Source organism: Pseudomonas sp. UC 17F4, assembly GCF_900101695.1.
Lineage (GTDB): Bacteria > Pseudomonadota > Gammaproteobacteria > Pseudomonadales > Pseudomonadaceae > Aquipseudomonas.
The window spans coordinates 4726770-4752250 of record NZ_FNKV01000001.1 but is presented as its reverse complement, the minus strand read 5'-3'; the positions used below and the strand labels follow the sequence as shown (position 1 = coordinate 4752250).

The 25481-nt window shown below is 63.4% G+C and carries 23 protein-coding genes; 14 read left to right on the top strand and 9 right to left on the bottom strand.

The genetic code is table 11. The features are described 5' to 3' along the window. Positions 1–72: 72 nt before the first annotated feature. From dsbG to dsbD, 3 genes are read right to left on the bottom strand one after another with little or no spacing between them, the layout of a single operon-like run. A complete protein-coding gene (dsbG, locus tag BLR26_RS21615; RefSeq protein ID WP_045200491.1) occupies positions 73–837 on the bottom strand; it encodes a thiol:disulfide interchange protein DsbG in 765 nt (254 codons plus the stop codon). After that, positions 822–1679, bottom strand: a complete 858-nt coding sequence (locus BLR26_RS21610) for a TlpA family protein disulfide reductase (protein ID WP_045200576.1) — start codon at positions 1677–1679, stop codon at positions 822–824. The genes dsbG and BLR26_RS21610 overlap by 16 nt, the downstream gene beginning before the upstream one ends. Next, entirely contained in the window at positions 1679–3382 is a 1704-nt protein-coding gene (gene dsbD, locus BLR26_RS21605; RefSeq protein ID WP_093385397.1) for a protein-disulfide reductase DsbD, read from the bottom strand. Before dsbD ends, BLR26_RS21610 begins: the two co-directional genes overlap by 1 nt. Positions 3383–3556: 174 nt before the next feature. Here dsbD and BLR26_RS21600 point away from each other — a divergent pair, with 174 nt between their 5' ends. The 3 genes from BLR26_RS21600 (at position 3557) to BLR26_RS21590 (ending at position 7133) form a co-directional block, all read left to right on the top strand. After that, positions 3557–4240 carry a response regulator gene (locus BLR26_RS21600; protein WP_045200496.1) on the top strand — a complete coding sequence of 228 codons (684 nt, stop codon included), beginning with the start codon at positions 3557–3559 and terminating at the stop codon, positions 4238–4240. Beyond that, on the top strand, positions 4237–5562 hold the full coding sequence (locus BLR26_RS21595; protein WP_093385393.1) for an ATP-binding protein: 1326 nt from the start codon (positions 4237–4239) through the stop codon (positions 5560–5562). Before BLR26_RS21600 ends, BLR26_RS21595 begins: the two co-directional genes overlap by 4 nt. Positions 5563–5720: 158 nt before the next feature. Beyond that, complete coding sequence (locus BLR26_RS21590; protein WP_093385389.1) at positions 5721–7133, top strand: aspartate aminotransferase family protein; 1413 nt, start codon at positions 5721–5723, stop codon at positions 7131–7133. 371 nt (positions 7134–7504) lie between these two features. Here the strand turns inward: BLR26_RS21590 and BLR26_RS27365 are convergent, their stop codons facing one another. After that, positions 7505–7648 carry a hypothetical protein gene (locus BLR26_RS27365; RefSeq protein WP_176794282.1) on the bottom strand — a complete coding sequence of 48 codons (144 nt, stop codon included), beginning with the start codon at positions 7646–7648 and terminating at the stop codon, positions 7505–7507. A gap of 332 nt (positions 7649–7980) precedes the next feature. After that, positions 7981–8952 (bottom strand): siderophore-interacting protein, encoded by a 972-nt coding sequence (locus tag BLR26_RS21585; protein ID WP_093387635.1) that lies wholly within the window; start codon positions 8950–8952, stop codon positions 7981–7983. Positions 8953–9097: 145 nt separating this feature from the next. Between BLR26_RS21585 and BLR26_RS21580 the strand changes: the two genes are divergently transcribed. Next, positions 9098–10720, top strand: a complete 1623-nt coding sequence (locus BLR26_RS21580) for a pyoverdine maturation tyrosinase PvdP (RefSeq protein WP_093385385.1) — start codon at positions 9098–9100, stop codon at positions 10718–10720. A gap of 79 nt (positions 10721–10799) precedes the next feature. Here BLR26_RS21580 and BLR26_RS21575 read toward each other — a convergent pair whose 3' ends face one another. The 3 genes from BLR26_RS21575 to BLR26_RS21565 are packed head-to-tail and all read right to left on the bottom strand — an operon-like array spanning position 10800 to position 15350. Next, a complete protein-coding gene (locus tag BLR26_RS21575) occupies positions 10800–12200 on the bottom strand; it encodes an efflux transporter outer membrane subunit (protein ID WP_093385380.1) in 1401 nt (466 codons plus the stop codon). A gap of 3 nt (positions 12201–12203) precedes the next feature. Next, on the bottom strand, positions 12204–14171 hold the full coding sequence (locus BLR26_RS21570) for a MacB family efflux pump subunit (protein WP_093385375.1): 1968 nt from the start codon (positions 14169–14171) through the stop codon (positions 12204–12206). Further along, positions 14172–15350, bottom strand: a complete 1179-nt coding sequence (locus BLR26_RS21565; RefSeq protein ID WP_093385371.1) for an efflux RND transporter periplasmic adaptor subunit — start codon at positions 15348–15350, stop codon at positions 14172–14174. Between the two features lie 227 nt (positions 15351–15577). On the opposite strand from BLR26_RS21565, the gene BLR26_RS21560 reads away from it, so the two are divergent. The 4 genes from BLR26_RS21560 (at position 15578) to BLR26_RS21545 (ending at position 18762) form a co-directional block, all read left to right on the top strand. Beyond that, the gene (locus BLR26_RS21560) at positions 15578–16057 is read left to right on the top strand and encodes a sigma-70 family RNA polymerase sigma factor (protein ID WP_093387632.1); all 480 of its coding nucleotides are present in this window, start codon (positions 15578–15580) and stop codon (positions 16055–16057) included. Positions 16058–16238: 181 nt separating this feature from the next. After that, positions 16239–16724, top strand: a complete 486-nt coding sequence (locus tag BLR26_RS21555) for a hypothetical protein (protein ID WP_045200513.1) — start codon at positions 16239–16241, stop codon at positions 16722–16724. A gap of 96 nt (positions 16725–16820) precedes the next feature. Continuing rightward, complete coding sequence (locus tag BLR26_RS21550; protein WP_093385367.1) at positions 16821–18131, top strand: MFS transporter; 1311 nt, start codon at positions 16821–16823, stop codon at positions 18129–18131. Positions 18132–18360: 229 nt separating this feature from the next. Further along, complete coding sequence (locus BLR26_RS21545; protein WP_045200518.1) at positions 18361–18762, top strand: type II TA system antitoxin MqsA family protein; 402 nt, start codon at positions 18361–18363, stop codon at positions 18760–18762. A gap of 61 nt (positions 18763–18823) precedes the next feature. On the opposite strand, the gene BLR26_RS21540 is transcribed toward BLR26_RS21545, so the two are convergent. Continuing rightward, positions 18824–20488, bottom strand: a complete 1665-nt coding sequence (locus BLR26_RS21540; RefSeq protein WP_045200520.1) for an electron transfer flavoprotein-ubiquinone oxidoreductase — start codon at positions 20486–20488, stop codon at positions 18824–18826. A gap of 544 nt (positions 20489–21032) precedes the next feature. On the opposite strand from BLR26_RS21540, the gene BLR26_RS21535 reads away from it, so the two are divergent. The 6 genes from BLR26_RS21535 (at position 21033) to BLR26_RS27360 (ending at position 25368) form a co-directional block, all read left to right on the top strand. Continuing rightward, the gene (locus tag BLR26_RS21535) at positions 21033–21782 is read left to right on the top strand and encodes an electron transfer flavoprotein subunit beta/FixA family protein (RefSeq protein ID WP_010224703.1); all 750 of its coding nucleotides are present in this window, start codon (positions 21033–21035) and stop codon (positions 21780–21782) included. Continuing rightward, positions 21783–22712, top strand: a complete 930-nt coding sequence (locus tag BLR26_RS21530; protein ID WP_045200521.1) for an electron transfer flavoprotein subunit alpha/FixB family protein — start codon at positions 21783–21785, stop codon at positions 22710–22712. Positions 22713–22825: 113 nt separating this feature from the next. Then, positions 22826–23650 (top strand): substrate-binding periplasmic protein, encoded by an 825-nt coding sequence (locus tag BLR26_RS21525; protein ID WP_093385362.1) that lies wholly within the window; start codon positions 22826–22828, stop codon positions 23648–23650. Positions 23651–23659: 9 nt separating this feature from the next. Next, entirely contained in the window at positions 23660–24013 is a 354-nt protein-coding gene (locus BLR26_RS21520) for a DUF4398 domain-containing protein (protein ID WP_045200525.1), read from the top strand. Then, complete coding sequence (locus tag BLR26_RS21515; protein WP_045200527.1) at positions 24010–24819, top strand: OmpA family protein; 810 nt, start codon at positions 24010–24012, stop codon at positions 24817–24819. The genes BLR26_RS21520 and BLR26_RS21515 overlap by 4 nt, the downstream gene beginning before the upstream one ends. A 381-nt stretch (positions 24820–25200) precedes the next feature. Next, the gene (locus BLR26_RS27360) at positions 25201–25368 is read left to right on the top strand and encodes a hypothetical protein (RefSeq protein WP_176794281.1); all 168 of its coding nucleotides are present in this window, start codon (positions 25201–25203) and stop codon (positions 25366–25368) included. Positions 25369–25481: the final 113 nt, after the last annotated feature.

Below are 25481 nucleotides of genomic sequence, written 5' to 3'. Positions count from 1 at the left end.
AGGTCCTGTGGTGGGATGAGGCAGGTATCCTCAAGACGCCGTGACCGCCCTGTTGTTACATCAATCGCGTGCTCAACGCTTGCCGAGGATCTTGCCCAGCAGCTCCGGACGCGGAGCGCCCTGTTGGGTTTGCAGTTGCTGCTGGTCGTCGAGGTAGAAGATCGCCGGGGTTGCTGACAAACCGAGTTCTTCCATGACCGCGAGGTTGGCGTCGAGCTTGGCTTGTACCGCTTCGGGAACCTTGTCCAAGGCCTTGAGGGTACTGGCCTTGCCGGCCTTTTCATGTTGCGCCAGGGCCTTGGCCGGGTCCTTGCTGGCCAGCAGGGCGGCCGATTTGCCCGGGCTGTCTTCGCGGATGATACCGACCATGATGTGCCGCAACTGCACCTTGCCCGATTCGACCCAGGGCCGCGCCTGCTGCCAGAACATGTTGCAGTACGGGCAATTGGGGTCGCTGAACAGGTAGACGATGCGTGGTGCATCGGCCTTGCCGTCGGCGATCCAGGCGGTTTTTTCCATCTTTGCCCAGACCTCCTTGGCCATGGGGGCGTACACCAGTTTTTCCAGCGGCGCCTGGCTCAGGTCCTTGCCTTGCTCGTCGAACAGGCTGCCCACCAGCACATGCTTGCCATCGGCGGTCAGGTACAGTGCCAGGCCGCGGTTCTGGTATTCGGCCGCGTAGCCACGCAGGCCATCGGGGGCGTCGAAGCTGCCTTTGATTTTTGCGCCTTTGGCCTCCAGTTGCTGGATGGCCTTGGGGAGTGTTTCAGCCAGCGCCAGCTGGCTGGTCATCAGGCCCACGGCCAGGGTGAGGGGCAGTTTCAGCAGAGATCGCATGCGACGTTCCTTGTGGGGGATGGGGCGGCAGGCGCGGGCGCGTGCTCGAAAGATTGCAGGGCATGGCTGAGGCTGGCCCGCGACAGCTCGCCAAGATGGCTGCCGACCAGGCGACCCTCGGCGTTATAGAACAAGGTGGTGGGCAAGGCCATGGAGCCGACCTTCTGCGCCAGCTGGCCGCCGCTGTCGAACAGCACGTGGGACAGATTAAGGCCGGTGGTGGCGAGGAAGGTGACCACGGTCTGTGGCGCCTCGCCCTGGTTGACGAACAGGAAGGTGATGTCCGGGTAATCACCCTGGGCCTGTTGCAGCACCGGCATCTCGCGCCGGCACGGCGGGCACCAGGTAGCCCAGAGGTTGATCACCAGTGGCTTGCCGCGGTAGTCGGTGAGCTCGACGGACTGGCCACTGGCCTTGCGCAAGCTCATTTCCGGCAGTTGAGTGCCCTGGTCATACAGGTGGCTGGCCAGGCTGCCGAGCAGCCAGAACAGGCCACCGCTGAGCAGGCCCCAGCCCAGCGGCCGGCGCAGGGCCGGGCGGCGATAGCCGAGGCAGAAGGCGCCGATGGCTACCGCCAGCAGGCCTGGCCAGAGCAGAAAGCCGCCATCGCGCAGGTCGATGACCTGCAGCAGGTCTTCGCGGTACATCGCCCAGTACTGGATGACAAAGCCCAGGCGCGCACTGAGCAGGCCGAGCAGGAACAGGCCGAACAGCACCGACTCGGGGTTGTCGCCGCCGCGCTTGGCGACGCGCCAGCCAACAAGGCTGGCCAGGGCCAGGGCGCAGATCAGCAGCAGGTGGTTCAGGGCCATGGTCAGTGGCCCGAGTGCGACGGTCAGCATCATCCTTGGCTCCGGGTAGCGGCCCAGTGTTGGAGGAAGTTCGCCGCATCGATTTCACCGGTGATGCGCCGGGCCCGGCGCTCGTTGCCCTCCGGGCCGATCCAGATCAGGCTGGGCGGGCCCGGGACCTGGTAGCGCTGCAGCAACTCGCGACTGGACGGTGCGTCGGCGGTCACATCCAGGCGCAGCAGGCGCACGCCGCCAAGCGCCGCCAGTACGTCGGCGCGGGCGAACACCTGTTTCTCCATGACCTTGCACGACACGCACCAGTCAGCATAGTAGTCGAGCATCACCCACTGGCCCTGGGCCTTGGCCGCCTCCAGCTCGCGCTGCAGTTCGGCCGGCTGGCTGACGGTGGTGAAGGCATCATGCGGCACGGCAAGGCCCATTGGCGCGCTGGCGGCGGTGAACGGCTGCAGCGGCTGCCAGGGGTCGTTGCCACCGGCTGCCGCGCCGACGACCAACAGGCTGCCCCACAAGCCCAGCAGCAGCGACAGTGCCCGAAGCGCCCGCATAGCTTGCAAGGCCGGCCACGCAGCCCAGGCCAGGGCGATTAGCCAGGCACCGGCCAGGCCCAGCCACAGCGAAGGCTCCAGCACCGCACGCAGGGTATACAGGGCCATGGCCAGGAAGACGAAGCCGAACAGGCCCTTGACCCGGTTCATCCAGGCGCCCGGGCGCGGCAGGTAGCGGTTGCCGAGGGTGACCAGCAACAGCAACGGCAGGCCCATGCCCAGGCCGAGGGTGAACAGTACCAGGCCGCCATGCACGGCATTGCCGCTCTGGGCGATGTACAGCAGGGCGCCGGCCAGCGGTGCGGTCATGCACGGGCCCATCAGCAGGCCCGACAAGGCCCCGAGCAAGGCCGCGCCGTACAGGTTGCCGCCGCGGGTGCCATTCCCGGCACGCTCCAGGCGGTCGCGGATCCATACAGGTAGCTGCAGCTCGAAGGCGCCGAACATCGGCAGGGCCAGTAGCACGAACAGCCCGGCCAGGGTGCCCAGCAGCCAGGGTTGCTGCAGCCAGGCCTGAAAGCTTGCGCCCAGCAATGCGGCAACCACGCCCAGGGCGGCGTAGACCAGGGCCATGCTCAGCACATAGACGCTGGCCAGCAACCAGCCGCGGCGGGCACTGGCACCACTGCCCAGTACCAGACCTGCGAGAATCGGCAGCATCGGCAACGAGCACGGGGTGAAGGCCAGCAGCAGGCCCAGACCGAGGAAGGCCAGCAGGTTCCAGGCCAGGGTCGACTGTTGCAGGCCGCCGGCCAGGGCCTGGTCGCTGGCCTGCGCGGCGGCGCTTGTACCACCCAGGCTGACCACACTGGTTTGTGGCGGGTAGCACAGCCCGGCGTCGGCGCAGCCCTGCCAGCCCATGCGCAGTTCGCCGCTGGCGCTGGCGGGCAGGATCAGCTCGAGCTCGCCACGGTAGACCTGGGTTTCACCAAAGTACTCATCGCTGTGGGGCAGGGCGGGTGGCAGTTGCGGTTGCTGCTCGGAGGCCAGGCCGTCGAATTTCAGGCGTTTCTGGTACAGGTAGTAACCATCGGTGATCTGCCAGTGCAGGCGCATTTGCCCCGACTCCAGGCGTTCGCTGCTGAACACGAAGGCCTTGTTGACCGGCAGGAAATCGCTCTGGGCAAAGGGGTTGGCCTGGCTCAGGCCGCTTAGCAGGAACATCAGGGCAAACAGAAAAACGCGCATGTCGACGCCTTGGCAATGCGATGAAGGGCTCAGCTTGGCCCAGTCCGATTAACCGAAAGTTAACCCGTTGGCTGACGGCTGTCGCCAAGGCCGCGACGGCTGTGGCCTGGCGCGGCATAATCCTGGGTTAATCCGCCTGGGCTTGAATAAGCCTTTTAAGATCGAGACCCGACCATGCACGTACTGCTCTGCGAGGATGATGACCTGATCGCCAGCGGCATCAGCGCCGGCCTGGGCGCCCAGGGCATGACCGTCGACCGGGTGGCCAGCGCCGGCGCGGCCCAGGCCATGCTCCAGGCCGCGGCGTTCGACGTCATGGTGCTCGACCTCGGCCTGCCCGACGAAGACGGCCTCAAGCTGCTGCAGCGCCTGCGCCAGCAGGGCCATGAGCTGCCGGTGCTGATCCTCACCGCCCGCGATGCGGTCACTGACCGGGTCGAGGGCCTGCAGGCCGGTGGCGACGATTACCTGCTCAAGCCGTTCGACCTGCGTGAACTGGCCGCACGTCTGCACACCTTGCTGCGCCGCGCCGCCGGGCGAGCGGTGAACATCATCGAGCATGGCCCGCTAAGCTACGACCCCAGCAGCCGCGAAACCTGCCTGGGTGGCCGCCCGGTCGACCTGTCGCGGCGCGAGCAGGCGCTATTGCAGGCGCTGCTGCACAACCGTGGCCGGGTGCTCTCCAGCGAACAGCTCAAGGACAGCGTCTATGGCTTTGGCGACGAGGTCGAGAGCAACGCCCTGAACGTGCATATCCATCACCTGCGGCGCAAACTGGGCAACGGTATCGTCGAAACCGTGCGCGGCCTGGGTTATCGCCTGGGCCCGGCGCAACTGCCGGAGGAGCCGCAAGCATGACCCTGCGTTTGCGCCTGACCCTGATCCTGGGCACTGCCTTCATCGTCATCTGGGTGCTGGCCGCGGCGTGGATGCTGCGCGACCTGCGCATGCAGATGATGTTCTCCCTCGACCAGCGCCTGGTGGCATCGGCACGCATGGTTGCCGGCCTGGTCGACCAGTTGCCGCAACCGCTGTCGAGCAAGGGCGAGGGCACGCGCCTGAGCGCCGACCAGTTGAGCGTCGACGGCATGGCCTGCCAGGTCAGCTCGCTGCGCGGCGAGATTCTTGCCCGCAGCCACAATAATGAGCAGCCCCTCGACGACCAGCGCAGCGGGTTTCGCGACCAGACCATCGACGGCGCTCGCTGGCGCAGTTTCACCTATGCCCATGGCGATGTGCGCATTACCACCGCCGACCGCCATCAGGAGCGCGAGGCCCTCAACCGTTCGATCCTGCTGGCGGCCTCGGCACCGGTGCTGATGGCCTTGCTCGGCAGCCTCGGCTTGCTGTGGATGGGTGTTGGCAAGGGGCTGGCGCCGCTCAACCGGATGCGCGATGCCTTGCGCCGGCGCAGCCCGGACTCCCTTGAGCCCTTGCAGGTGCGCGGCTTGCCCAGTGAGCTGCAACCCTTGCTGGAAACCCAGAACCAGCTGTTTTTGCGCATTGGCCAGACCATCGAGCGCGAACGGCGCCTGACCGATGATGCCGCCCATGAGCTGCGCAGCCCGCTGACCGCGATCAAAACCCACCTGCAGGTGGCACGGATGACCGACGGCGAGGTGCGCGAGCAGGCCCTTGAACACGCCGAGCAGGGCGCCGATCGTCTGCACCGGACTCTTGAACAACTGTTGCTGCTGGCCCGGGTGGAAGGCCGACTGTCGTTTGAAGACGGCCTGCAGTGCAACGCCGAGCAGATCGCCCGCCAGGCAATCCTGGACACCGGGGTCGACAACACCGGGCGCATCGATCTGCAGTTGGCGCCCGGCGCCGCCCAGCTCTACCTCGGGATGCCCACGCCACTGGCGGTCACGGCCCTACGCAACCTGCTCGACAACGCCCTGCGTCATACCCGTGGCAGCGAACCGGTGGAGCTGGCAGTGCAGATGGAACAGGACCGGGTGGCATTTTTGGTGCGCGATCACGGCCCCGGTATTCCCGAACAGGACATCGAGCACCTGACCGAGCGCTTCTGGCGCCATAGCCAGAGCGGCGGATGCGGGTTGGGCCTGGCGATTGTCCAGGCGATCGTCCAGCGCTGTGCCGGCAGCTTGCGCTTTGACAGCCGCAGCGATGGCTTGCGGGTGTTGTTGCACATTCCGTTGCGTGCAAACCCGTCGTAACCGGTAAGTGCAAAGCAGCAGTTGAAAAAATCCGCAGCGTTGATGGGCATCGGCTAAATCCGCAGGGCGCTGAAGCGTTTTTCAAGCGATAACAACCCGCACTCCTCTGGCAACAGGCGCGTGACGGGCACATCCGCTTGCTTGCGAGGGTTTCCCAGATGTCAGTCGCTATCAGCCTTGCCCAGGCGCTGCCGGTGTCTTCCACCGCAGACGCTGCTGAAACACTTTATGCATTCAATGAGTCGCCGTTGCTGGCCCGCCAGAGCCTGCAGGAATCCAATGCCCGCAGTTACCCGCGGCGCATTCCGCTGGCGCTCAAGCGCGCCCGTGGCATCTATGTCGAAGACGTAGAAGGGCGTCAGTTCATCGACTGTCTGGCCGGCGCCGGGACCCTGGCGCTGGGGCATAACCATCCGCTGGTGATCGAAGCGATCCAGCAGGTGCTGGCCGATGAACTGCCGCTGCACACCCTGGACCTGACCACGCCGGTCAAGGACCAGTTCGTCCAGGACCTGTTCAGCCTGCTGCCCGAGCAACTGCGCGGCGAAGCGAAGATCCAGTTTTGCGGGCCGACCGGCACCGACGCGGTGGAAGCGGCGTTGAAACTGGTGCGCACCGCTACCGGGCGTAACACCGTGCTGTCGTTCCAGGGCGGCTACCACGGCATGTCCCAGGGCGCCCTGAGCCTGATGGGCAGCCTGGGGCCGAAGAAGCCGCTGGCCGCCTTGCTGGCCAATGGCGTGCAGTTCCTGCCGTACCCTTATGACTATCGCTGCCCTTTCGGGCTGGGCGGCGAAGAGGGCGTGAAGGTCAACCTGCACTACCTGGAAAACCTGCTCAGCGACCCGGAGAGCGGCGTGCAACTGCCGGCGGCGGTGATCGTCGAAGTGGTCCAGGGTGAAGGTGGGGTGATCCCGGCGGACATCGAATGGCTGCGCGGTGTGCGGCGCATTACCGAGAAGGCCGGTGTGGCGCTGATCGTCGACGAGATCCAGAGTGGCTTTGCCCGCACCGGCAAAATGTTTGCCTTCGAGCATGCAGGCATCACTCCGGATGTGGTGGTGCTGTCCAAGGCCATTGGCGGCAGCCTGCCGTTGGCGGTGGTGGTCTATCGCCAGTGGCTGGACACCTGGCAGCCGGGGGCGCACGCCGGTACTTTCCGTGGCAACCAGATGGCCATGGCCGCAGGCTCGGCGGTGATCAACTACCTCAAGTCACACGACCTGTGCAGCCATGCCCAGGCCATGGGCGAACGCCTGGCCGGTCATCTGCGCCGCTTGCAGGCGGACTTCGCGCAGTTGGGGGATATTCGTGGCCGTGGCCTGATGCTGGGGGTCGAGCTGGTTGATCCGCAAGGGCAGCTCGATGCCCAGGGGCATCCGCCGGTCTGCCCGCGTCTAGCACCGCTGGTGCAGCGTGAATGCCTGAAGCGTGGGCTGATTCTGGAACTGGGCGGGCGTCAGGGCGCCGTGGTGCGTTTCCTGCCGCCGCTGATCATTACTGCCGAGCAGGTTGATGAGGTGGCGGCGCGCTTTGCTCGGGCGGTTGCTGCGGCGGTGGCCAGACTGTAAACGGCCCAGGCATGTAAAAGCCCGGGGCAGTGCACCGGGCTTTTTTATGGATCTTGACGCTATCCTGGGGACTATGATTCTTGGGTTGGGTTGGGTTGGGTTGGGTTGGGATGTTGAGGCTGCGAGCTTATCCATTCACTGTGGCGCCGCTGCCGGCCCCTTCCGCCCTTACGGCGGCCTACTTTTCTCTTGGGAAAAGGTAGGCAAAACCGCTCGCTCCAGCATACGGCCCTACGCTGCGCTCCGGGTTCCTTCGCTACGGTGCCTTCCAGGGGCATCGCGGCCTACGACTTGCTTCGCCAAGTCTACGTCTCGCGACTTCGGCCTGGGCCGAAGGGTGCTACGCACCAGCCCCCTCCAGACACCTACGCTCAGCCTCCTGAAGTCGCGAAGTTACGGGCGGCGCCTGCACTGACGTATCTGCGAAAGCAGATGCTGGCAAAGCCATGCTGACGCAGGAGCGGGACAAGCCCGCTGGCAAAACGAGTACCAACTTGCTTCATCTTGATGTTCATGCGCGTACTTCCAGGCGCCACGAAATGCGACTTCAGGAGGCCGAGCGTAGGTGCCTGCAGGGGCGGTGCGCAGCACCTTCGGCGTCAGCCGAAGACGCGAGACGTAGACTTGGCGTAGCAAGTCGTAGGCCGCGATGCCCCGGAAGGTGCCGTAGCGAGGGGACCCGAAGCGCAGCGTAGGGCCGTATGCAGGAGCAAGCGGTTTTGCCTACTTTTCCCAAGAGAAAAGTAGGCCGCCGTAAAGGCGGAAGGGGTCGGCAGCAGCGCCACAGCGAATGGATAAGCTCGCGCCCCCCAACCCAGGATTCAGTGAAGAGCCCTTTTTATGGCCCTCAGTCGAACGTGCGACCCGCGCGCCAGTAGCCCATCAGCGTCAGGGCGCTGCGATCCAGCCCGCGCTCGGTGATCAGGTAGCGACGGATATTCATCACCGCTGCCGACTCGCCGGCGATCCAGGCATAGAAGTCGCCGTTGCCGGGTTGAGCCAGTTCCCAGAGGATCTGCCGGTCGATATCGACCTCCTCCAGGGCGACCTTCGCACCTGTACGCGCTGCGGCTGCCGGCAGGCGCGCCAGCTCGCGGATGGCATGGATCATCGCTTCGCCGTGGGTGCAGTGCAGCACTTCGCGCGGCAGCCAGTTCAGTTCGGTGGCGCGGCTGCAGGTCAGGTCGAGGCAATCGGCTTCGCAGGGGACTTCGATGAACGCCTGTACCGGGACTTCGGGCAGGTCTGCGGCCACCTGCTCGAGGATGCCGGCAATTGCCGGCAGGGCGGTTTCATCGCCGATCAGCAGCAGGTTGCGCAGGTTCTTCGGGGGGCGCCATTCGTAGCCGCCGGGGTCGGCGTCGAAGGCCAGGTTCGGGGCGACCATCTGCAGGCGATCGCCGATGCGTGCCTGGGTCGCCCAGGTCGATGCCGGGCCGTTGACGCCGTGCAGGACGAAGTCGACATCCACTTCCAGTGCCTCGCGGCGCAGGTCGCGGATGGTGTAGGTACGCATCGGCGGGCTCTGCTCGGCGCTCAGGCCGCGACGCGCTTGCTGCCAGGAACCTTGCTTGGGCAGGTTCGGGTATTGGCCATCGGCAGAGGGAAAGAAGATCTTGATGCGCTGGTCGGCAGCCAGGGTACGCATCTGCCCGACATCCTCACCGCTGAACACGAAGCGGCTGAGGGACGGGCTGAGGGCAATGATGGCTTTGAGCTGCACATCGAACACTCCGTAGGCACTGGTTCTGGCAGGTTTGCCGACCAGCTTGCGCAGACCGTTGCCCAGGGCGTTGGTCAGGGAGGTGGAGGCTGACATGGGCGGTACCTTTTCCAAGGGAGGTTCCTTGAAAACGAAATAGCCGCCGATCGAATTAGCACAGGGCGGCAGTGGTTAAATTTCCCCCTCCAGGAAACGTCCTAGCTTGGATAAAGCCTGCTTCATGGCTGATACGGGTAGGACGATGACGATTTCGCGACGAGGATTCATAGCGGGCCTGGCGGTGGCGGGCGCGACCGTGCCAGCCGCCTATTACGCGCACAAGCAACTGACCCACGATCCACAGGACGACATCGTCACCCCCGGCGAGGCCAGCGTTGAGCTCGCGGATGCCGTTGGCCAGCACCTGGCCGATCAATTGCGCGGCGTCTGGGATTTGCGTTTGAGCGGTGCCGATGGCGAGCTCGCCGGGCTGCCTGTGGAAGGCTTGCAGATGTACCTCGACGTCGCCGCCAAAGGCCGTGGCCTGCGTGGTTTTGTCGATACCGAACTGGTTCTGCGCAGCGACGCCCCGGCCGCCTACCGAGTGCTTGGCGACCTGGTCGGGGCGTCCACCGCCACGGTGCGCTGGCGGCTGATGAGCACCCAGGGCGGGCCGGGTTATGAATGTACCGCGAGCCTGGATGAAGTCTGGGGCAGTTTTGGCAACGCTGGCAGCGCTACCCTCAGTGGCCGCTTGCAACCGCTGGATCGCTCGATGGTCTTGCCCTTGGCCGACAGTCACTTCGTTGCCGTCAAGCGCCTGTTTCCTGAAGCCCGTGAGCGGCTGCCCTATACTCCGCAGTTGCAAGCCTGGCTGATCAGCGCCGAGCACCGCTTGTTCCATCAGCTCTGGCACGCGACCCGTGACAAATGGCATCGGCTGTCTGAAGAAAAACACGGTGCCTTGCGTGGCCTGGGCTGGCAGCCCGGCCCGCGTGACAAGGAGCGTGATGCCCGCGGCCCGCGCAAGCATCGCAATGGCTCGGGGGTGGACTTTCTGTTCATGCACCGGCATATGCTCGGTACGGCGCGGTCGATGCAGGACCTGCCGTCATGGCCGCATTTCCCCTTGCCGCAACCCAGCGTCGAACACGACCGCCAGGGTTTTGCCCGCTATTACGACAACCATAACGGTTACTGTGTACCGCCCGGTTGGCGGGCACCGGGCGACGAGGCTTATGGCGTATGGGTCTCGGCGATCAAGGCCGGCGAGACCTTCTGCAGTAATTTCCAGGTCTGGGAATCGCAGTACCAGGACCCGCTGTACCTGTCGAAGCTGACCCTCGGTGCATTCGGTTCGGAGCTGGAAATGAACCTGCACGATTGGCTGCACATGTGCTGGGCCTCGGTGCCACGTGATCCGGTCAACGGTGCACCAGTGCCGTTTGCCCGGGACCCGGCTGATTTTGCCGGGCGCTGGTACGAGGCGGAAAACGACTTTCTCGGCGATCCGTTCTCGTCTCACGTCAACCCGGTGTTCTGGGGTTTCCATGGCTGGATCGATGATCGCATCGAGGATTGGTACCGCGCCCATGAGCGCTACAACCCGGGGCAGGTTCGGCGTCTTGAGGTCAATGGCGTGCAGTGGTTCGCCCCGGGGCGCTGGGTCGAGGTCGACGACCCGTGGCTGGGGCCGGTGACCCATGGCTGCAGCACCACGCCGGGGATGTTCCCGGGCAAATCGGTGGAAATGGATGTCGAGATCATGAAGCTGGCTCTGCGCATTACCTTTGGTGAAGACGACAAGATCGGCGACCTGGTGCGCCGGGTGCCGCAGCGGCCCTGGTATGCGCGGCATTTGTCGTTGCGCGGGATTGTGAGCTGATTGGCTGTATTGGGCCTGCTGTGCAGGCCATCGCCGGCAAGGCCGGCCCCCACAGGTTTTGTGCAGGCAGGTCAATGATTTAGCGAACCACCTGCCATCCGCCGCCCAATGCCTTGTACAGCGCCACGCTGCCTTGCAGGCGGGCCAGGCGCAGTTGCACCTGCTGGTCTTGCGCCTGGTACAGGGTGCGCTGGGTTTCCAGTACGGTCAGCAGGGTCTCGGCGCCGGCCTGGTAGCGGCGCTCGGAGAGGGTGAAAGCGATCTGCGCCTGCTGCACTTCCTCATCCTGCGACTGGCGCTGCTGGTCAACACCGCTGATGCCATTGAGCGCCTTCTCGACATCGGCAAAGCCGTTGATGATGCTGCTGCGGTAATTCTCCAGTAGTTCGTCCTGCTTGGCGCGGGCCTTGTCGCGCTCGGCGCGCAGGCGGCCGTTGTTGAAGATCGGCGCAGCCAGCCCGGCACTCAGGGTGTAGTAGGGGCTGCGCAGCACCTGGGCAAAGGTGTCGGCACCCGAGCCCAGGTCGGCGCCCAGGGTCAGGCTCGGCAGCATTGCTGCGCGGGCAACCTGCACGTCTGCCTGGGCGGCGGCCAGGCTGGCTTCGGCGGTGGCAATGTCGGGACGGCGGCTGAGCAGCTCGCTGGGCACGCCGCTGCCGATCTGCGGCCAGTTCAGGCGGGTAATTGATTCTTCAAGGGCGGGCAGCGCCTGCACCGGCTCGCCGAGCAAGGTTGCCAGGGTGATGCGCGCCTCTTGCAACTGCTGCTCGAACAACGGCACCTGGCGTTGCTGGCCGGCGACCAGGCTGCGTTGCTGGGCCAGTTCCAGAGCGGTGGCCGAGCCAGACTGATAGCGGGTTTCGACCAGGTGCAGGACATCCTCGGCGTTGCTCAGGTTGAGGCGGGCAATACGCACCTGCTCACGCAGGGCCAGGCTCTGCAGGTAGCTGTTGGCAACGCCGCTGAGCAAGGTCAGCTCGACGGTCTGGCGATCGAAACGGCTGGCATCGAGGTTGAACAGGGCGCTGTCGCGTGCGGCCGTTTTACCGCCCCAGAAATCCACTTCGTAGCTGGCGCTCAAGCGGGTGCCGAACGAGGTGCTGGTGCGTTCGCGGCTGCTGGCATCGAGTTGGTCGAAGCCGTTGCCATGCAGCAGGCGTTGGCGTCTGGCATCCAGGCCGAACTTGAGTTCAGGCAGCAACGGCGCGCCGGCAATGACCGCCGAGGCCTGAGCCTGGCGAATACGCGCGGCGGCAGCGGCCAGATCGAAGCTGTTGCGCCGGGCGTGTTCGATCAGTTGATCGAGCGCGGGGCTGGAGAACTGCTGCCACCAGTTCTCGTGGGGCAGCGGGGTGCTGGCTGCCTGGCCCTGCCACTGCGCTGGCGCCTGCAGGCCACTCGAAGGTGCAGGGGTGGTTGAGGTACAGGCGGCAAGCACCAAACTGATCGACAGGACACTGAGACGGCTGGGCAGGTTCATGGATTATTCGCTGGTAAGGGCTTTGACCGGGTCGAGGCGGGCGGCTTTGCGCGCGGGCATGAAGCCGAACACCACGCCGGTGACCACCGCGCAGGCAAAGGCGCCAAGCACGGCAGGCAAGGAGAAGGCCACGGCAATATCGGCCAGCAGCAACACGCCGCCAATCAACAGGGCCAGGGCAATGCCGGTGACCCCGCCGACCATCGACAGCAGCACCGCTTCGCTGAGAAACTGGCGCAGGATGTCGCGCTGGCGGGCGCCAGTGGCCATGCGGATGCCGATCTCGCGGGTACGCTCGCGCACCGTCATCAGCATGATGTTCATCACCCCGATACCGCCGACCAGCAGCGAGATCGCGGCGATCGAGCCGAGCATCAGCGACAGGGTATTCTGCGTGCGCGCTTCGGCCTGGATCAGCGCCGCGTCGTTGGTCAGTTCATAGTCGTGCTTGCCGTTGTGAAGCTTGCGCATCAGGTGGTCGATGGCCGCTTCCGTGTCGGCCACGCGCCGTGAGTCGGCGGCGGCGATGGTCACGTACTCCGGGTTGCGGCTGCCGAACAGGCGGATGGCGGCGGCCGAGTAGGGCACCACGATGCGCTCGTCGCTGTCCTGGTCGCCCGAGCTTGCGCCTTTGCCGGCGAGAATGCCGACCACCTGGAAGGGCACGTTTTCGACCAGGATGTACTGGCCGATGGGGTCGTTACCGGCTCCAAATAGTTTCTCCCGCACCTTCTGGCCGATGACCGCCACGGCTGCCGCGCTCTGTTCATCGGCCTCGGTGAAGAAGCTGCCTTCGACCACCGGCCAATTGAAGATTTCGCTGAAGTGGGTGTTGTTGCCACCCACATAGAACTGCTGGTTATTGTTGCCGTAGCGCACCATCAGCGAGTTGCCGATCACCGGCATGATCATCTTCACCTGCGGCAGGCTGGATACTGCGGCGACATCGTCGAGGGTGATGACCCCGGCCGGTTCACGCAGTGTCGGGGCGCTGCCGCTCAGGTACAGGATGTTCGAGCCGAAGGCTGCCATCTGCGCCATGACCTGGCGCTTGCTGCCTTCGCCGACGGCCAGCATGACCACTACCGAAGCCACGCCGATGACGATCCCGAGCAGGGTCAGGGCGGTGCGGAAACGGTTGATCCACATGATCCGCCAGGCCGCCTGCAGGGCTTCGACCAGCTCGCCTTTCCAGGCGCCGCTGGCAGTGGCGCCGAGGTTCAGGCGCTGGCGCAGGTCTTCGGCTTGCAGGCCGGGAGCGCTGGCGGCGGGAGCAGCAGATTGCTCTGCCGAATCACTGAGCACCAGGCCGTCACGAATCTCGATGACCCGCTTGGCCCGCGCCGCGACTTCGCGGTCGTGGGTAATCAGGATCACCACGTGGCCCTGGCTGGCCAGTTCGTCGAGCAGGGCCATGACTTCGGCGCCGCTCTGGCTGTCCAGTGCCCCGGTCGGTTCGTCGGCGAGGATGATGTGTCCGCCGTTCATCAAGGCGCGGGCGATCGACACCCGCTGTTGCTGGCCGCCAGACAACTGGTGCGGGCGGTTGCCGGTGCGGCTGGCCAGGCCCAGGCGTTCGAGCAAGGCGGCGGCGCGGGCATGGCGTTCGGCGGCGGGGGTGCCAGCATAGATGGCCGGCATCTCGACGTTTTCCTGGGCCGAGCCCGAAGCGATCAGGTGATAGCCCTGGAACACGAAGCCGAAGGCTTCACGGCGCAACCAGGCCAGCTCGTCGCTGTCGAGGTCGGCGACGTCCTTGCCGGCGAAGTAGTAGTTGCCTGAGGTCGGACGATCAAGGCAGCCGAGGATGTTCATCAGCGTCGACTTGCCGGAGCCGGAGGCGCCGACAATGGCGACGAACTCGCCGGGATGGATGGCCAGGCTGATGCCGCGGACCACCTCGACCTTGGGCGTATCGACACCACCGTAGGATTTGCGGATGTCGCGCAGTTCGATCAGGGGCGTGGACATTCAACCCCCGCTTGCGGCAGGTGCGCCGATCAGCAGGCGCTCGCCCTCGGCAAGGCCGTCGAGCACCTGCACCCGCAAGCGGTCGCTGAGGCCGGTGCGGACCTGGCGCTGGTTGACCTTGCCCTTGCTGTCGAGCACCTGGGCAATGCGCAGGTCATTGCCGTCGGCATGATCATCCAGGGCTGCCACCGGTACGGTGAGCACCTTGCTGGCACGCCCGGCAACGAAGAACACCTGGGTGGTCATCTCTGCCATCAGGGCGTTGTCCGGGTTATCGACATCCAGCAGTACGGTATAGAGCACCACTTTGCTGCTGGCGCCGCTACCACTGGCGCTGGCCGGGCTGCCACCGCCCTGGCTGGATTGATCGAGGGGTTTGGGTGGCACCGGCAGAATTTGCCGCACACTGCTGGTCCAGCGGCGCTTGCCGCCGGCCAGGGTGGTGAAGTAGGCGCTCATGCCCGGTTTGACATGGCCGATATCGGCCTCGGACACCTGGGCCCAGACGGTCATTGGCGACAACTTGGCGATGCGCAGGATCAGCGGGGTTTGCTGTTGGGCGTTAAGGGTCTGGCCTTCGCGGGCATCGACGGCGACCACGGTGCCGGCCATCGGTGCATAAATGCGCGTGTAACCCAGCTCAGCCTCGTCGCTGCGCAGGCTCGCCTGGGCCTGGCGAATCTGTGCGCGGTACATGTCGATGCGCGCCTGGGTGACCTTCAACTGGGCCTGGGCGCTTTGCACGTCTTCCTCGCGGGTGGCGCCGCCGGCGGCCAGGTTGCGCTGGCGCTTGAACTGTTGCTCGGCCAGTTGGTACTGAGCCTTCTGTTCATCCAGCTGGGCCTTGAGGTTGTCGATAGAGAAACGCCCGGCATCAAGCTTTGCCTGCTGCGTGGAGGGGTCGATCTCAACCAGCAACTGACCTTCCTTGACCTGATCTCCCACCTCGACGTGCAGTTTGCGGATCTGCCCGGAGGCCTGGGCACCCACGTCCACATAACGCCGCGGCTGCAAGGTACCCAGGGCCGTGACGCTGCTTTCGATGTCGGTACGGGTCACGGTAACGGTGCTCAACGGGTCGCCACCGGCGGGCAGGGTTTTCCAGGCGAGCAGGGCGCCCAGGCTGAGCAGGCCGAGACTGCACAACAGCAGGCGACGAGTATTCGATGAGCGTTTCATGCAGGGTTCCAGCCGGATGGAATGGCCCGTGACATCTCACTGCCGAAGCGGCACGGCAGACACGGGAGGCTCCCAGGTAAACGAGGTGGGGGCCGTGGAATTTACCGGGATCAAGGTCTGATCTTGCTGAGAATAATTATAATTTGTATTATTGCATACTGCCATCATTCAGATCCGCTCAACCACGAGTCAGGGAACCCCCGCAGATGTCGCGGCCAGGTGTTGTGTTGGAAAACTACTATCGCGAACTGGTGAGTTTTCTCTGTGCCCGCCTGGGTAACCGGCAGGCGGCTGAAGACGTTGCCCACGATGCCTATATCCGCGTGCTCGAGCGCAACGGTGAAGACGATATCGAGCATCCCCGGGCGTTTCTCTATCGCACCGCTCTGAATCTTGTGATCGATGGGCATCGACGTGGTTTGCTGCGCCAGTCCGAGCCGCTTGAAGTGCTCGACAGCGATGAGCGTTTCTTTACCCCCGCGCCATCCCAAAGCATGGACCTCAATCAGCGCCTGGACCTGATGCAGCGCGCCCTGGCCGAACTCAGTCAGCCTTGTCGCGAGAGTTTTCTGCTGCGCAAGCTCGACGGCCTTTCTCACCCGCAGATCGCCGAGCGCCTGGGCATCTCGCGCAGTGTGGTGGAGAAACATATTGTTAACGCCATGAAACACTGCCGGCTGCGCATGCGTCAGTGGGAATCGCAGTAACCGGCCAACGTCGAAAAAATGTGAAAATTCCGTCATGGCCTTGCTTGATTTATGGCGATTTCCCGACAACTATCAGTAAAGACCCTCTCTCTGGCGAAGTGCCCGCCAATAGCCTGCAATTGATGATCTGGCGCAGTATGGTCAAGGAACGTCTCTAACGCTCTCTGCCTTGGTCATGACGATGCCGAACAAATCGCTGCGGATCCTGATTGCCGACGAACACCCGATGCAGTTGCTGCAACTGGAACGGATGCTCAATGGCATGGGCTATTACCGCATAGCCCCGGTCGAGAGCTTCGAGGATCTGCAACGCCTGGTGCAGAGCGCACTGCAACCGTTCAACCTGCTGCTGGGCAACATCGACCTGGCCAGCCATGCCGGCGTTGATCTGGAACGGTTCTGCCGGGTCAATCCGCTGATCCAGCACGCCTTGCTGTACGAATCGCAACACTTGAAGATCCCCTCGATTCCCGACAACCAGCGCCGCGCGGTGAATGTCAGCCTGTCCAAGGTTCCGGACAACGAGACCATCCAGTCCTTCATGCATATCATTGACTCGCCGCAGGTGATCGGCCATTTGCCGGGCATCCCCGAGCGCACCGCCAGGCCGGCGTACAACCCACGGCGAATGGACCTGGCCCAAACCGCGTTTTGCCGCCAGTCCTGAAGCCGCGCTGGGTGTGGCCGGGTAGCTTTTGCTATCCTCTTGCGTTTGCCTTGGTGCGCCTGTCGTACCGGCACTCGATCACTTGCGGATACCCCTATGACGGCCACTGACCCTGCGCGCCCGCTGCAGCTATCGCGCAGCGACCACAAGACCCTGAGCCTGGCGGCCCTGGGCGGGGCGCTGGAGATCTACGACTTCATCATATTCGTGTTCTTCGCCCTGACCCTTAGCCAGTTGTTCTTCCCACCGCAGATGCCCGAATGGCTGCGTTTGCTGCAGAGCTTCGGGATTTTTGTAACCGGTTATCTGGCGCGGCCGCTGGGCGGCATCCTGATGGCCCATTTCGCCGACCACCTGGGGCGCAAACGGGTGTTCAGCCTGAGCATCCTGATGATGGCCTTGCCGTGCCTGCTGATCGGGGTGATGCCCACCTATGCCGATATTGGCTACGCAGCGCCGCTGATCCTGCTGGCCTTGCGCATCCTTCAGGGTGCCGCGGTAGGGGGCGAGGTGCCGAGCGCCTGGACCTTCGTCGCCGAGCACGCCCCGCCCGGGCGCCGCGGCTACGCCCTGGGTTTTTTGCAGGCAGGGCTGACCTTCGGTTACCTGCTCGGCGCCCTGACCGCCACGGCGCTGGCACAGCTGTTCAGCCCCCAGGAAATCCTCGATTACGCCTGGCGCTACCCGTTCCTGCTCGGCGGCGTATTCGGCGTGATCGGCGTCTGGCTGCGCCGCTGGTTGAGCGAGACACCAGTGTTCCTGGCCTTGCGCGAGCGCCGTGAGCAGCCGCCGGCTTTCCCCTTGCGCACCGTGTTGCGTGAGCATCGCCGGGCGCTGATACCGGCAGCGCTGCTCACCTGCGTGCTGACCTCGGCGGTGGTGGTGCTGGTGGTGATCACCCCGACGGTGATGCAGCAGCGCTTCGGCATGAGTGCCGGGCACACCTTCGCCTTGAGCAGCATGGGCATTGTTTTTCTCAATATCGGTTGTGTGCTGGCCGGCTTGCTGGTGGACCGTATCGGCGCCTGGCGGGCCTTGATGATCTACAGCCTGCTGCTGCCCTTGGGCATCGCCGGCCTTTACGCCAGCCTGGTGGCTGGCTGGGGCTGGACCGGGCTGGCCTATGCCATTGCTGGCCTGTCTTGTGGCGTGGTGGGGGTGGTGCCATCGGTGATGGTCGGCTTGTTCCCGGCGCAGATTCGCGTCTCGGGCATTTCCTTTACCTACAACATTGCCTACGCCCTGTGGGCGAGCACCACGCCATTGCTGCTGATCGCCCTGATGCCGTGGAGCCCATGGGTGTGCGTGGGCTTTTGCCTGGTCATGGGTGTGGTTGGCTTGCTTACGGCACTGTACTTTGGCGCACGTGAAGCGGTGCCCTTCGAAGATGAGGCGGTGCGCTGCTGAGTTCATCTGCTGTGACAATGGTTCCCTGCTGCCTGGGCGCTGATCGGGCAGACTCTAGAGCGGGGCAAATGGATTAACCTATTTGCCAAATTGAACCTATTAGGTTAATTTGCTCATGGAGAAAGGCACGCCTCATTGCAGGCTTTCGACGGTCAGGGCGCTGGCGGGTCTACCTGAAACTGACGGTCATCGATGATGTGCTCATCGTGTCCTTCAAGGAGTTGTGAAAATGAAATGTCCAGCCTGTGGCGCGGCTGAGCTGGTCAGTGCCAGGCGCGATCTGCCGTACACCTACAAAGGTGAGACAACCCGGGTGACTGATGTTGCCGGGGATTACTGCCCTGCCTGCGCTGAGAGGGTGCTCAGTGATACAGAGTCGCGGCGTGTCAGTGCGGCGATGCTCGCTTTCAATCGGCAGGTCAATGCTGCGGCTGTCGACCCGCAATTTATTGCTGCCGTACGCAAGAAGCTGGCACTTGATCAGCGTGAAGCAGCGGAAATATTCGGCGGCGGGGTCAATGCATTCTCCCGTTACGAAAACGGCAAGACCAAGCCTCCCTTGGCCCTGGTCAAATTGCTCAAGCTACTTGATCGCCACCCTGAGTTGTTCGAAGAAGTCAGAACGGCCTGACACAAGCGATAAAAAAGCCCCCTGGCCACAACGGCGAGGGGGCTTTTTTAGGCCGGCTGACTTACATGTTCGGGTAAGTCGGGCCGCCGGCGCCTTCCGGGGTGACCCAGGTAATGTTCTGCGAAGGGTCCTTGATGTCACAGGTCTTGCAGTGCACGCAGTTCTGGGCGTTGATCTGGAAGCGCTTGCTGCCGTCTTCCTGGCTGACTACTTCGTACACGCCAGCCGGGCAGTAGCGCTGGGCCGGTTCGTCGTACAGCGGCAGGTTGGTGCCGATCGGGATGCTCGCGTCAGCCAGTTTCAGGTGGCACGGCTGCTCTTCTTCATGGTTGGTGCTGGAGAGGAATACCGAGCTCAGCTTGTCGAAGCTCAGCTTGCCATCCGGTTTTGGATAGTCGATTTTTTTCGAGTCGGCCGCCAGCTTCAGGCAGGCGTAGTCCGGCTTGGTGTCGTGCAGGGTGAACGGCAGTTTGCCACCGAACCAGTTCTGGTCGAGGTAGTTGAACGCCGCGCCGAGCATCGGGCCGAACTTGTGCATGGCCGGGCCGAAGTTACGGCTGGAGAACAGCTCGTCATACAGCCAGCTGGCTTTGAACGCTGTAACGTAGCTGTTGAGTTGATCGCCGCCTTCACCACCTGCCAGCAGGGCTTCGGCCACCGCATCGGCGGCGAGCATGCCGGATTTCATGGCGGTGTGGCTGCCCTTGATTTTGGCCACGTTCATGGTGCCCAGATCGCAACCGATCAGGGCGCCGCCGGCGAAGACCATTTTCGGCAGCGAGTTCAAACCACCTTTGGCCAGGGCGCGGGCGCCGTAGCTGATGCGCTTGCCGCCTTCGAGGTACTGGCTGATCACCGGGTGGTGTTTCAGGCGCTGGAATTCGTCAAACGGCGACAGGTAGGCGTTGGAGTAGGACAGGTCGACGATCAAACCTACGACTACCTGGTTGTTTTCCAGGTGATAGAGGAACGATCCACCGGTGTTTTCCTTGGCCATGACATCCAGCGGCCAGCCTGCGGTGTGCACAACCAGGCCTTGTTCGTGCTTGGCCGGATCGATTTCCCAGATTTCTTTCAAGCCGATGCCGTAATGCTGGACGTCGGACTCGCTGTCGAGGTTGAAACGCTTGATCAGCTGTTTGCCGATGTGGCCACGGCAGCCTTCGGCGAACAGCGTGTACTTGCCGCGCAGCTCCATGCCTGGGGTATACAGGCCTTCTTTCGGGTTGCCTTCACGGTCGACGCCGAGGTCGCCGGTGATAATCCCGCGGACCACGCCGTTTTCGTCGAACAGGGCTTCCTGGGCGGCGAAGCCCGGGTAGATCTCGACGCCCAGGTTCTCCGCCTGCTGGGCCAGCCAGCGGCACAGGTTACCCAGAGAGATGATGTAGTTGCCTTCGTTGTGCATGGTCTTGGGCACGAACAGGTCAGGGACCTTGATCGAGCTGCCGGCATCCTTGAGCACATAGATGTCGTCGCGTTTGACTTCGGTGTTGAGCGGGGCGCCGAGCTCTTTCCAGTCCGGGAACAGTTCGTTCAGGGCGCGAGGTTCGAACACCGCACCGGAGAGGATGTGGGCGCCGACTTCCGAGCCTTTCTCGACCACGCAGACGCTGATTTCGTTACCGGCTTCGGCGGCCTTCTGCTTCAGTCGGCAGGCGGCGGACAGGCCAGCCGGGCCAGCGCCGACAATGACCACGTCGAATTCCATGTATTCGCGTTCCACAGGTTCTCTCCTACTCAAGGCTCATCGGTTTTTCTTTGTTGGCGGGTGTCAGGCGGTCATTTTTCAGACGCTCGGGCTGTAGCTCGAGCGATGACGGACTACACCGCTTTCTCTTGGCCGCGCATTATATCTACACCACTCGCGGGGTCCAATACAAACGTTTGTTTGAATTTGCCGCAGGCCAGTAAAATCAAAGAAGCGCGGCTTGAAGCTGACCGGTTTGCCGTATTGACCGGATTGGGCGTTACGGTCAAGATACGAGCGGTTTTGCGCTCGCCGTAGGCTGACCGCAGGATGCAGGAGCACCCCTAAAAACCAGGCGAAAAGCAGGGCAGTTACGCCACAACCCGCTTTGTAGTGGAGTTTACACGCCACGACAAATAATGACCCACGGGTTTTGCAACTGACAGGCCGAAACGAGACCGCTGGGTCAGGGTTAAATTCGTCCACCTGTGATCGTTTTTAGAGGTGCCCTTGTGCCCACGCGCAATCGCCGGGTTTGCCCCAGGCGACATTCTTTTCACCGGAGAGTAACGAGGAATCCATGAAGGTTCTTGTAGCTGTCAAACGAGTGGTCGACTATAACGTCAAGGTTCGCGTCAAGGCGGACAACTCCGGCGTCGACCTTGCTAACGTCAAGATGTCCATGAACCCCTTCTGCGAAATTGCCGTAGAAGAAGCCGTGCGCCTGAAAGAGAAGGGCGTTGCGAGCGAGATCGTCGTCGTTACCGTCGGCCCGGCCACTGCCCAGGAGCAACTGCGTACTGCCCTGGCACTGGGTGCCGACCGTGCCATCCTGGTCGAATCGGCTGAAGAGCTGACTTCGCTGGCTGTGGCCAAGCTGCTCAAGGCAGTGGTCGACAAAGAACAACCGCAGCTGGTGATCCTTGGCAAGCAAGCCATCGACAGCGACAACAACCAGACCGGCCAGATGCTGGCTGCACTGAGCGGTTACGCCCAGGGCACCTTCGCCTCCAAGGTCGAGGTTGCTGGCGACAAGGTCAACGTTACCCGCGAAATCGACGGCGGCCTGCAGACCGTTGCGCTGAACCTGCCAGCCATCGTCACCACCGACCTGCGCCTGAACGAGCCGCGCTACGCGTCGCTGCCGAACATCATGAAGGCCAAGAAGAAGCCGCTGGAGACCGTTACTCCAGACGCGCTGGGCGTTTCCACCGCCTCTACCAACAAGACCCTGAAAGTCGAAGCGCCGGCTGCCCGCAGCGCCGGTATCAAGGTCAAGTCGGTTGCTGAACTGGTCGAGAAACTGAAGAACGAGGCGAAGGTAATCTAAATGACTATCCTGGTTATCGCTGAACACGAAAACGGTGCCGTTGCCCCGGCCACCCTGAACACTGTTGCTGCTGCCGCCAAGATCGGTGGCGACATCCATGTGCTGGTCGCAGGCCAGAACGTCGGTGGCGTCGCTGAAGCCGCGGCCAAGATCGCTGGCGTTGCCAAGGTCCTGGTTGCCGACAACGCCGCCTACGCTCACCAGCTGCCAGAAAACGTCGCGCCGCTGGTAGCCGAGCTGGGCAAGGGCTACAGCCACGTGCTGGCTCCTGCCACCTCCAACGGCAAGAACATCCTGCCGCGCGTTGCCGCGCTGCTGGACGTCGACCAGATTTCCGAGATCATCTCGGTTGAATCGGCTGACACCTTCAAGCGTCCGATCTACGCCGGTAACGCCATTGCCACCGTGCAATCGAACGCTGCCGTCAAAGTCATCACCGTCCGTGCCACCGGCTTTGACGCCGTTGCCGCTGAAGGTGGTTCGGCTGCCGTTGAAGCTGTCGCTGCTGCCCACGACGCAGGCAAATCGGCCTTCGTTGGCGAAGAGCTGGCCAAGTCCGACCGCCCTGAGCTGACCGCTGCCAAGATTGTCGTTTCCGGCGGTCGTGGCATGCAGAACGGTGACAACTTCAAGCACCTGTACGCCCTGGCCGACAAGCTCGGCGCTGCCGTCGGTGCTTCGCGCGCTGCGGTCGACGCAGGTTTCGTACCCAACGACATGCAGGTCGGTCAGACCGGCAAGATCGTTGCACCACAGCTGTACATCGCCGTCGGTATTTCCGGCGCGATCCAGCATCTGGCCGGCATGAAAGACTCCAAAGTGATCGTTGCGATCAACAAGGACGAAGAAGCGCCGATCTTCCAGGTGGCCGACTACGGCCTGGTGGCTGACCTGTTCGAAGCCATCCCTGAGCTGGAGAAGCTGGTTTAATCCAGTCGCTTCACTTATAAAAGAGCCCGGTCCGTTCGGGCTGTGCAGGCCTGCCTTGCACAGCCCGGCAGATCGGGCTTTTTCATTCTGGCTAGAAAGTAGGGAGTGGTTGCATGGGATGGCGTGGCCAGATAAATACGGCGCTGGTGTTCGCTGCGGTGCTGATGCCGTTGCAAGCGTGGGCGGTGGGCAAGTGCGAGCGGCTGGTGGCCACCGGCAGCCCCGATGCGCCGCCGTACTCGTGGCGCGATCCGCAAGACCCCAAGCACCTGATGGGCGCCAACGTCGACCTGTTCAGGCAGGTAGCCAGCGAGCTGGGCCTGAAGGTTGAAGTCCTCGACAGCGGCAGCCGCAGCCAGGCCCTGGAAGAGGTGCGCAGCGGTCGTGTCGATTTGCTGATCGATTCACCCTTCGCGGTGGCCGAGCTGACTACGGTCGACTTCGTCCATCCCTCGCTGCTGAGCAACGAATACGTGGTGTGGACTCGCCACGATTCGCCGCTGGTCTATAACACCCTGGCCGATTTGCACGAGCATCGCGGCAGCGTCTCGGAAAAAGCGCGCATGACCCCGGAATTTACTGCCTACGCCAAGAGCCAGTTGCAGCTGGCACCTTCGCAGAATCTGACCCAGGCCTTCCAGAAGTTGCTGCTCGGTCAGGTCGACTATGTGCTGGCCGGGCGCTACGCCGGGATGGCCATGGCTCAGGCCCTGGGCATGAACAACGAGCTGATTGCCCGCGGCTTGCCTCTGGATCGCCCGGGCCTGTACCTGGCGCTGTCGCATAATTCGGCATGCAATGACGCCTGGTTGCGCGGACAACTGGCAAAAAAGCTGACAGAATTGCCGGCCTCCGGCGTGTCCCAGGCGGTGCTGCAACGTAATGTCGAACGCTGGAAAGCGCAGATGCAGGCGCCGCTGGATGCCCCTAAACAGTAGGAAGATTGCGTGAGAACTCATCCATTATTCGCCGCTCTGGCACTGCTGGCCCTGGCCGGATGTGCCAATGACCCGGCCCCGAATGAACAGTTGCGCCTGTCCGAGCAGGCACTGGAGCAGGCCAAGGCGGTGGGTGCCACCGACGAAGTGGCAGAGCTGAAGCAGGCCGAAGAAAAACTGGCTCGGGCCCGAGTCAACATGACCAGCGAATCCTACCGTGACGCGCGCATGCGCGCCGAGCAGGCCGAGCTGGACGCGCGCCTGGCCGAGGCGCGGGTGCTGACGGTCAAGAGCAAGGAGCAGCTGGACTTGCTGCAATCGCGGGTCAATCGCCTGCGTAAACAGTTGGGGGAGCAGCGGTGAGTTCGATCAAACCATTGGCAGCACTGTTATTGGTCGGTGTGGTCGGCCTGCAGGGCTGCGCCAGCCAGCGCAGCGAGACGGCGCTGGACGAGGCCACGGCCAAGTTCCAGACGGTCAAGGACGATTCCAACGTTTTGCGCAGCGCGCCGCGTGACGTGATTCGTGCCGGTGAATCGCTGGCCCGTGCCGAGCGCCTGTCCAGTTATCTGGGGACCGGCGCCGATGTGCGCCATTACGCCTACCTGAGCCAGCGCTACAGCGATATTGCCCGCGAGCACAGCAATCTGGTGCTCAACCAGGAACGCCTGGCCAAGCTTGAGCTTGAGCGTCAGCGCCTGCAGCTGGCGTTGCGTGAGGCCAAGCTTGCCAGCGTGCAGCAGCAGGGCAAATGGCTGGAAGCGCAGATCGTCAGCCTGGCCACCGAGCAGAGCGACCGTGGCTTGGTGATGACCCTGGGCGACGTGCTGTTCGACACCGGGCATGCGGAGCTTAAAAACTCGGCCAGCCGCACGGTGCTCAAGCTGGTGCAGTTCCTCCAGCTCAACCCCAAGCGCATTATCCGTATCGAGGGTTATACCGACAGCACGGGCGCGCCTGAGGATAACCTCAAATTGTCCCGGGATCGGGCTCAGGCGGTAGCCGATATGCTGATCGACCTGGGTGTCGATGAAAAGCGCATCGAGGTCGAGGGCTATGGCGACCAGTATCCGGTCGAGGCCAATGCCTCGGAGCGGGGCAGGGCGCAGAACCGTCGGGTCGAGATCGTCTTTTCCGACGACAAGGGCAAGCTTGGCGCGGCGCGCTGAGTGATGGATGAAGAAACCCGGTGAGTGTTCCTCTCCGGGTTTTTTATGGCTCTTCAGGGGCTTGGGTTGGGTTTTTGAAGCTGCGGGCTTATCCATTCGGTGCGGTGCGGTGCGGTGCGGCTGCCGGCCCCTTCCGCCTTTACGGCGGCCTACTTTTCTCTTGGGAAAAGTTGGCAAAACCGCTTGCTCCTGCATACGGCCCTACGCTGCGCTTCGGGTCCCCTCGCTACGGCACCTTCCGGGGCATCGCGGCCTACGACTTGCTACGCCAAGTCTACGTCTCGCGTCTTCGGCTGACGCCGAAGGTGCTGCGCACCGCCCCTACAGGCACCTACGCTCGGCCTCCTGAAGTCGCTTTTCGCGGCGCCTGGAAATGCGTGCATGAACATCAAGATCAAGATCAAGATCAAGATCAAGATCAAGCAAGTTGGTACTCGTTTTGCCAGCGGGCTTGTCCCGCTCCTGGGTCAGCCTGGCTGCGCCAACATCTGCTTTCGCAGATACGCCAGTGCAGGCGCCGCCCGTAACTTCGCGACTTCAGGAGGCTGAGCGTAGGTGTCTGGAGGAGGCTGGTGCGTAGCACCCTTCGGCCGAGGCCGAAGTCGCAAGACGTAGACTTGGCGAAGCAAGTCGTAGGCCGCGATGCCCCTGGAGGGCACCGT

Bases quoted from the DNA above. Each gene is read 5' to 3' on its own strand.
- dsbG (WP_045200491.1), bottom strand. From the start codon at position 837: ATGCGATCTCTGCTGAAACTGCCCCTCACCCTGGCCGTGGGCCTGATG.
- BLR26_RS21610 (WP_045200576.1), bottom strand. From the start codon at position 1,679: ATGCTGACCGTCGCACTCGGGCCACTGACCATGGCCCTGAACCACCTG.
- dsbD (WP_093385397.1), bottom strand. From the start codon at position 3,382: ATGCGCGTTTTTCTGTTTGCCCTGATGTTCCTGCTAAGCGGCCTGAGC.
- BLR26_RS21600 (WP_045200496.1), top strand. From the start codon at position 3,557: ATGCACGTACTGCTCTGCGAGGATGATGACCTGATCGCCAGCGGCATC.
- BLR26_RS21595 (WP_093385393.1), top strand. From the start codon at position 4,237: ATGACCCTGCGTTTGCGCCTGACCCTGATCCTGGGCACTGCCTTCATC.
- BLR26_RS21590 (WP_093385389.1), top strand. From the start codon at position 5,721: ATGTCAGTCGCTATCAGCCTTGCCCAGGCGCTGCCGGTGTCTTCCACC.
- BLR26_RS27365 (WP_176794282.1), bottom strand. From the start codon at position 7,648: ATGAACATCAAGATGAAGCAAGTTGGTACTCGTTTTGCCAGCGGGCTT.
- BLR26_RS21585 (WP_093387635.1), bottom strand. From the start codon at position 8,952: ATGTCAGCCTCCACCTCCCTGACCAACGCCCTGGGCAACGGTCTGCGC.
- BLR26_RS21580 (WP_093385385.1), top strand. From the start codon at position 9,098: ATGACGATTTCGCGACGAGGATTCATAGCGGGCCTGGCGGTGGCGGGC.
- BLR26_RS21575 (WP_093385380.1), bottom strand. From the start codon at position 12,200: ATGAACCTGCCCAGCCGTCTCAGTGTCCTGTCGATCAGTTTGGTGCTT.
- BLR26_RS21570 (WP_093385375.1), bottom strand. From the start codon at position 14,171: ATGTCCACGCCCCTGATCGAACTGCGCGACATCCGCAAATCCTACGGT.
- BLR26_RS21565 (WP_093385371.1), bottom strand. From the start codon at position 15,350: ATGAAACGCTCATCGAATACTCGTCGCCTGCTGTTGTGCAGTCTCGGC.
- BLR26_RS21555 (WP_045200513.1), top strand. From the start codon at position 16,239: ATGCCGAACAAATCGCTGCGGATCCTGATTGCCGACGAACACCCGATG.
- BLR26_RS21550 (WP_093385367.1), top strand. From the start codon at position 16,821: ATGACGGCCACTGACCCTGCGCGCCCGCTGCAGCTATCGCGCAGCGAC.
- BLR26_RS21545 (WP_045200518.1), top strand. From the start codon at position 18,361: ATGAAATGTCCAGCCTGTGGCGCGGCTGAGCTGGTCAGTGCCAGGCGC.
- BLR26_RS21535 (WP_010224703.1), top strand. From the start codon at position 21,033: ATGAAGGTTCTTGTAGCTGTCAAACGAGTGGTCGACTATAACGTCAAG.
- BLR26_RS21530 (WP_045200521.1), top strand. From the start codon at position 21,783: ATGACTATCCTGGTTATCGCTGAACACGAAAACGGTGCCGTTGCCCCG.
- BLR26_RS21525 (WP_093385362.1), top strand. From the start codon at position 22,826: ATGGGATGGCGTGGCCAGATAAATACGGCGCTGGTGTTCGCTGCGGTG.
- BLR26_RS27360 (WP_176794281.1), top strand. From the start codon at position 25,201: ATGAACATCAAGATCAAGATCAAGATCAAGATCAAGATCAAGCAAGTT.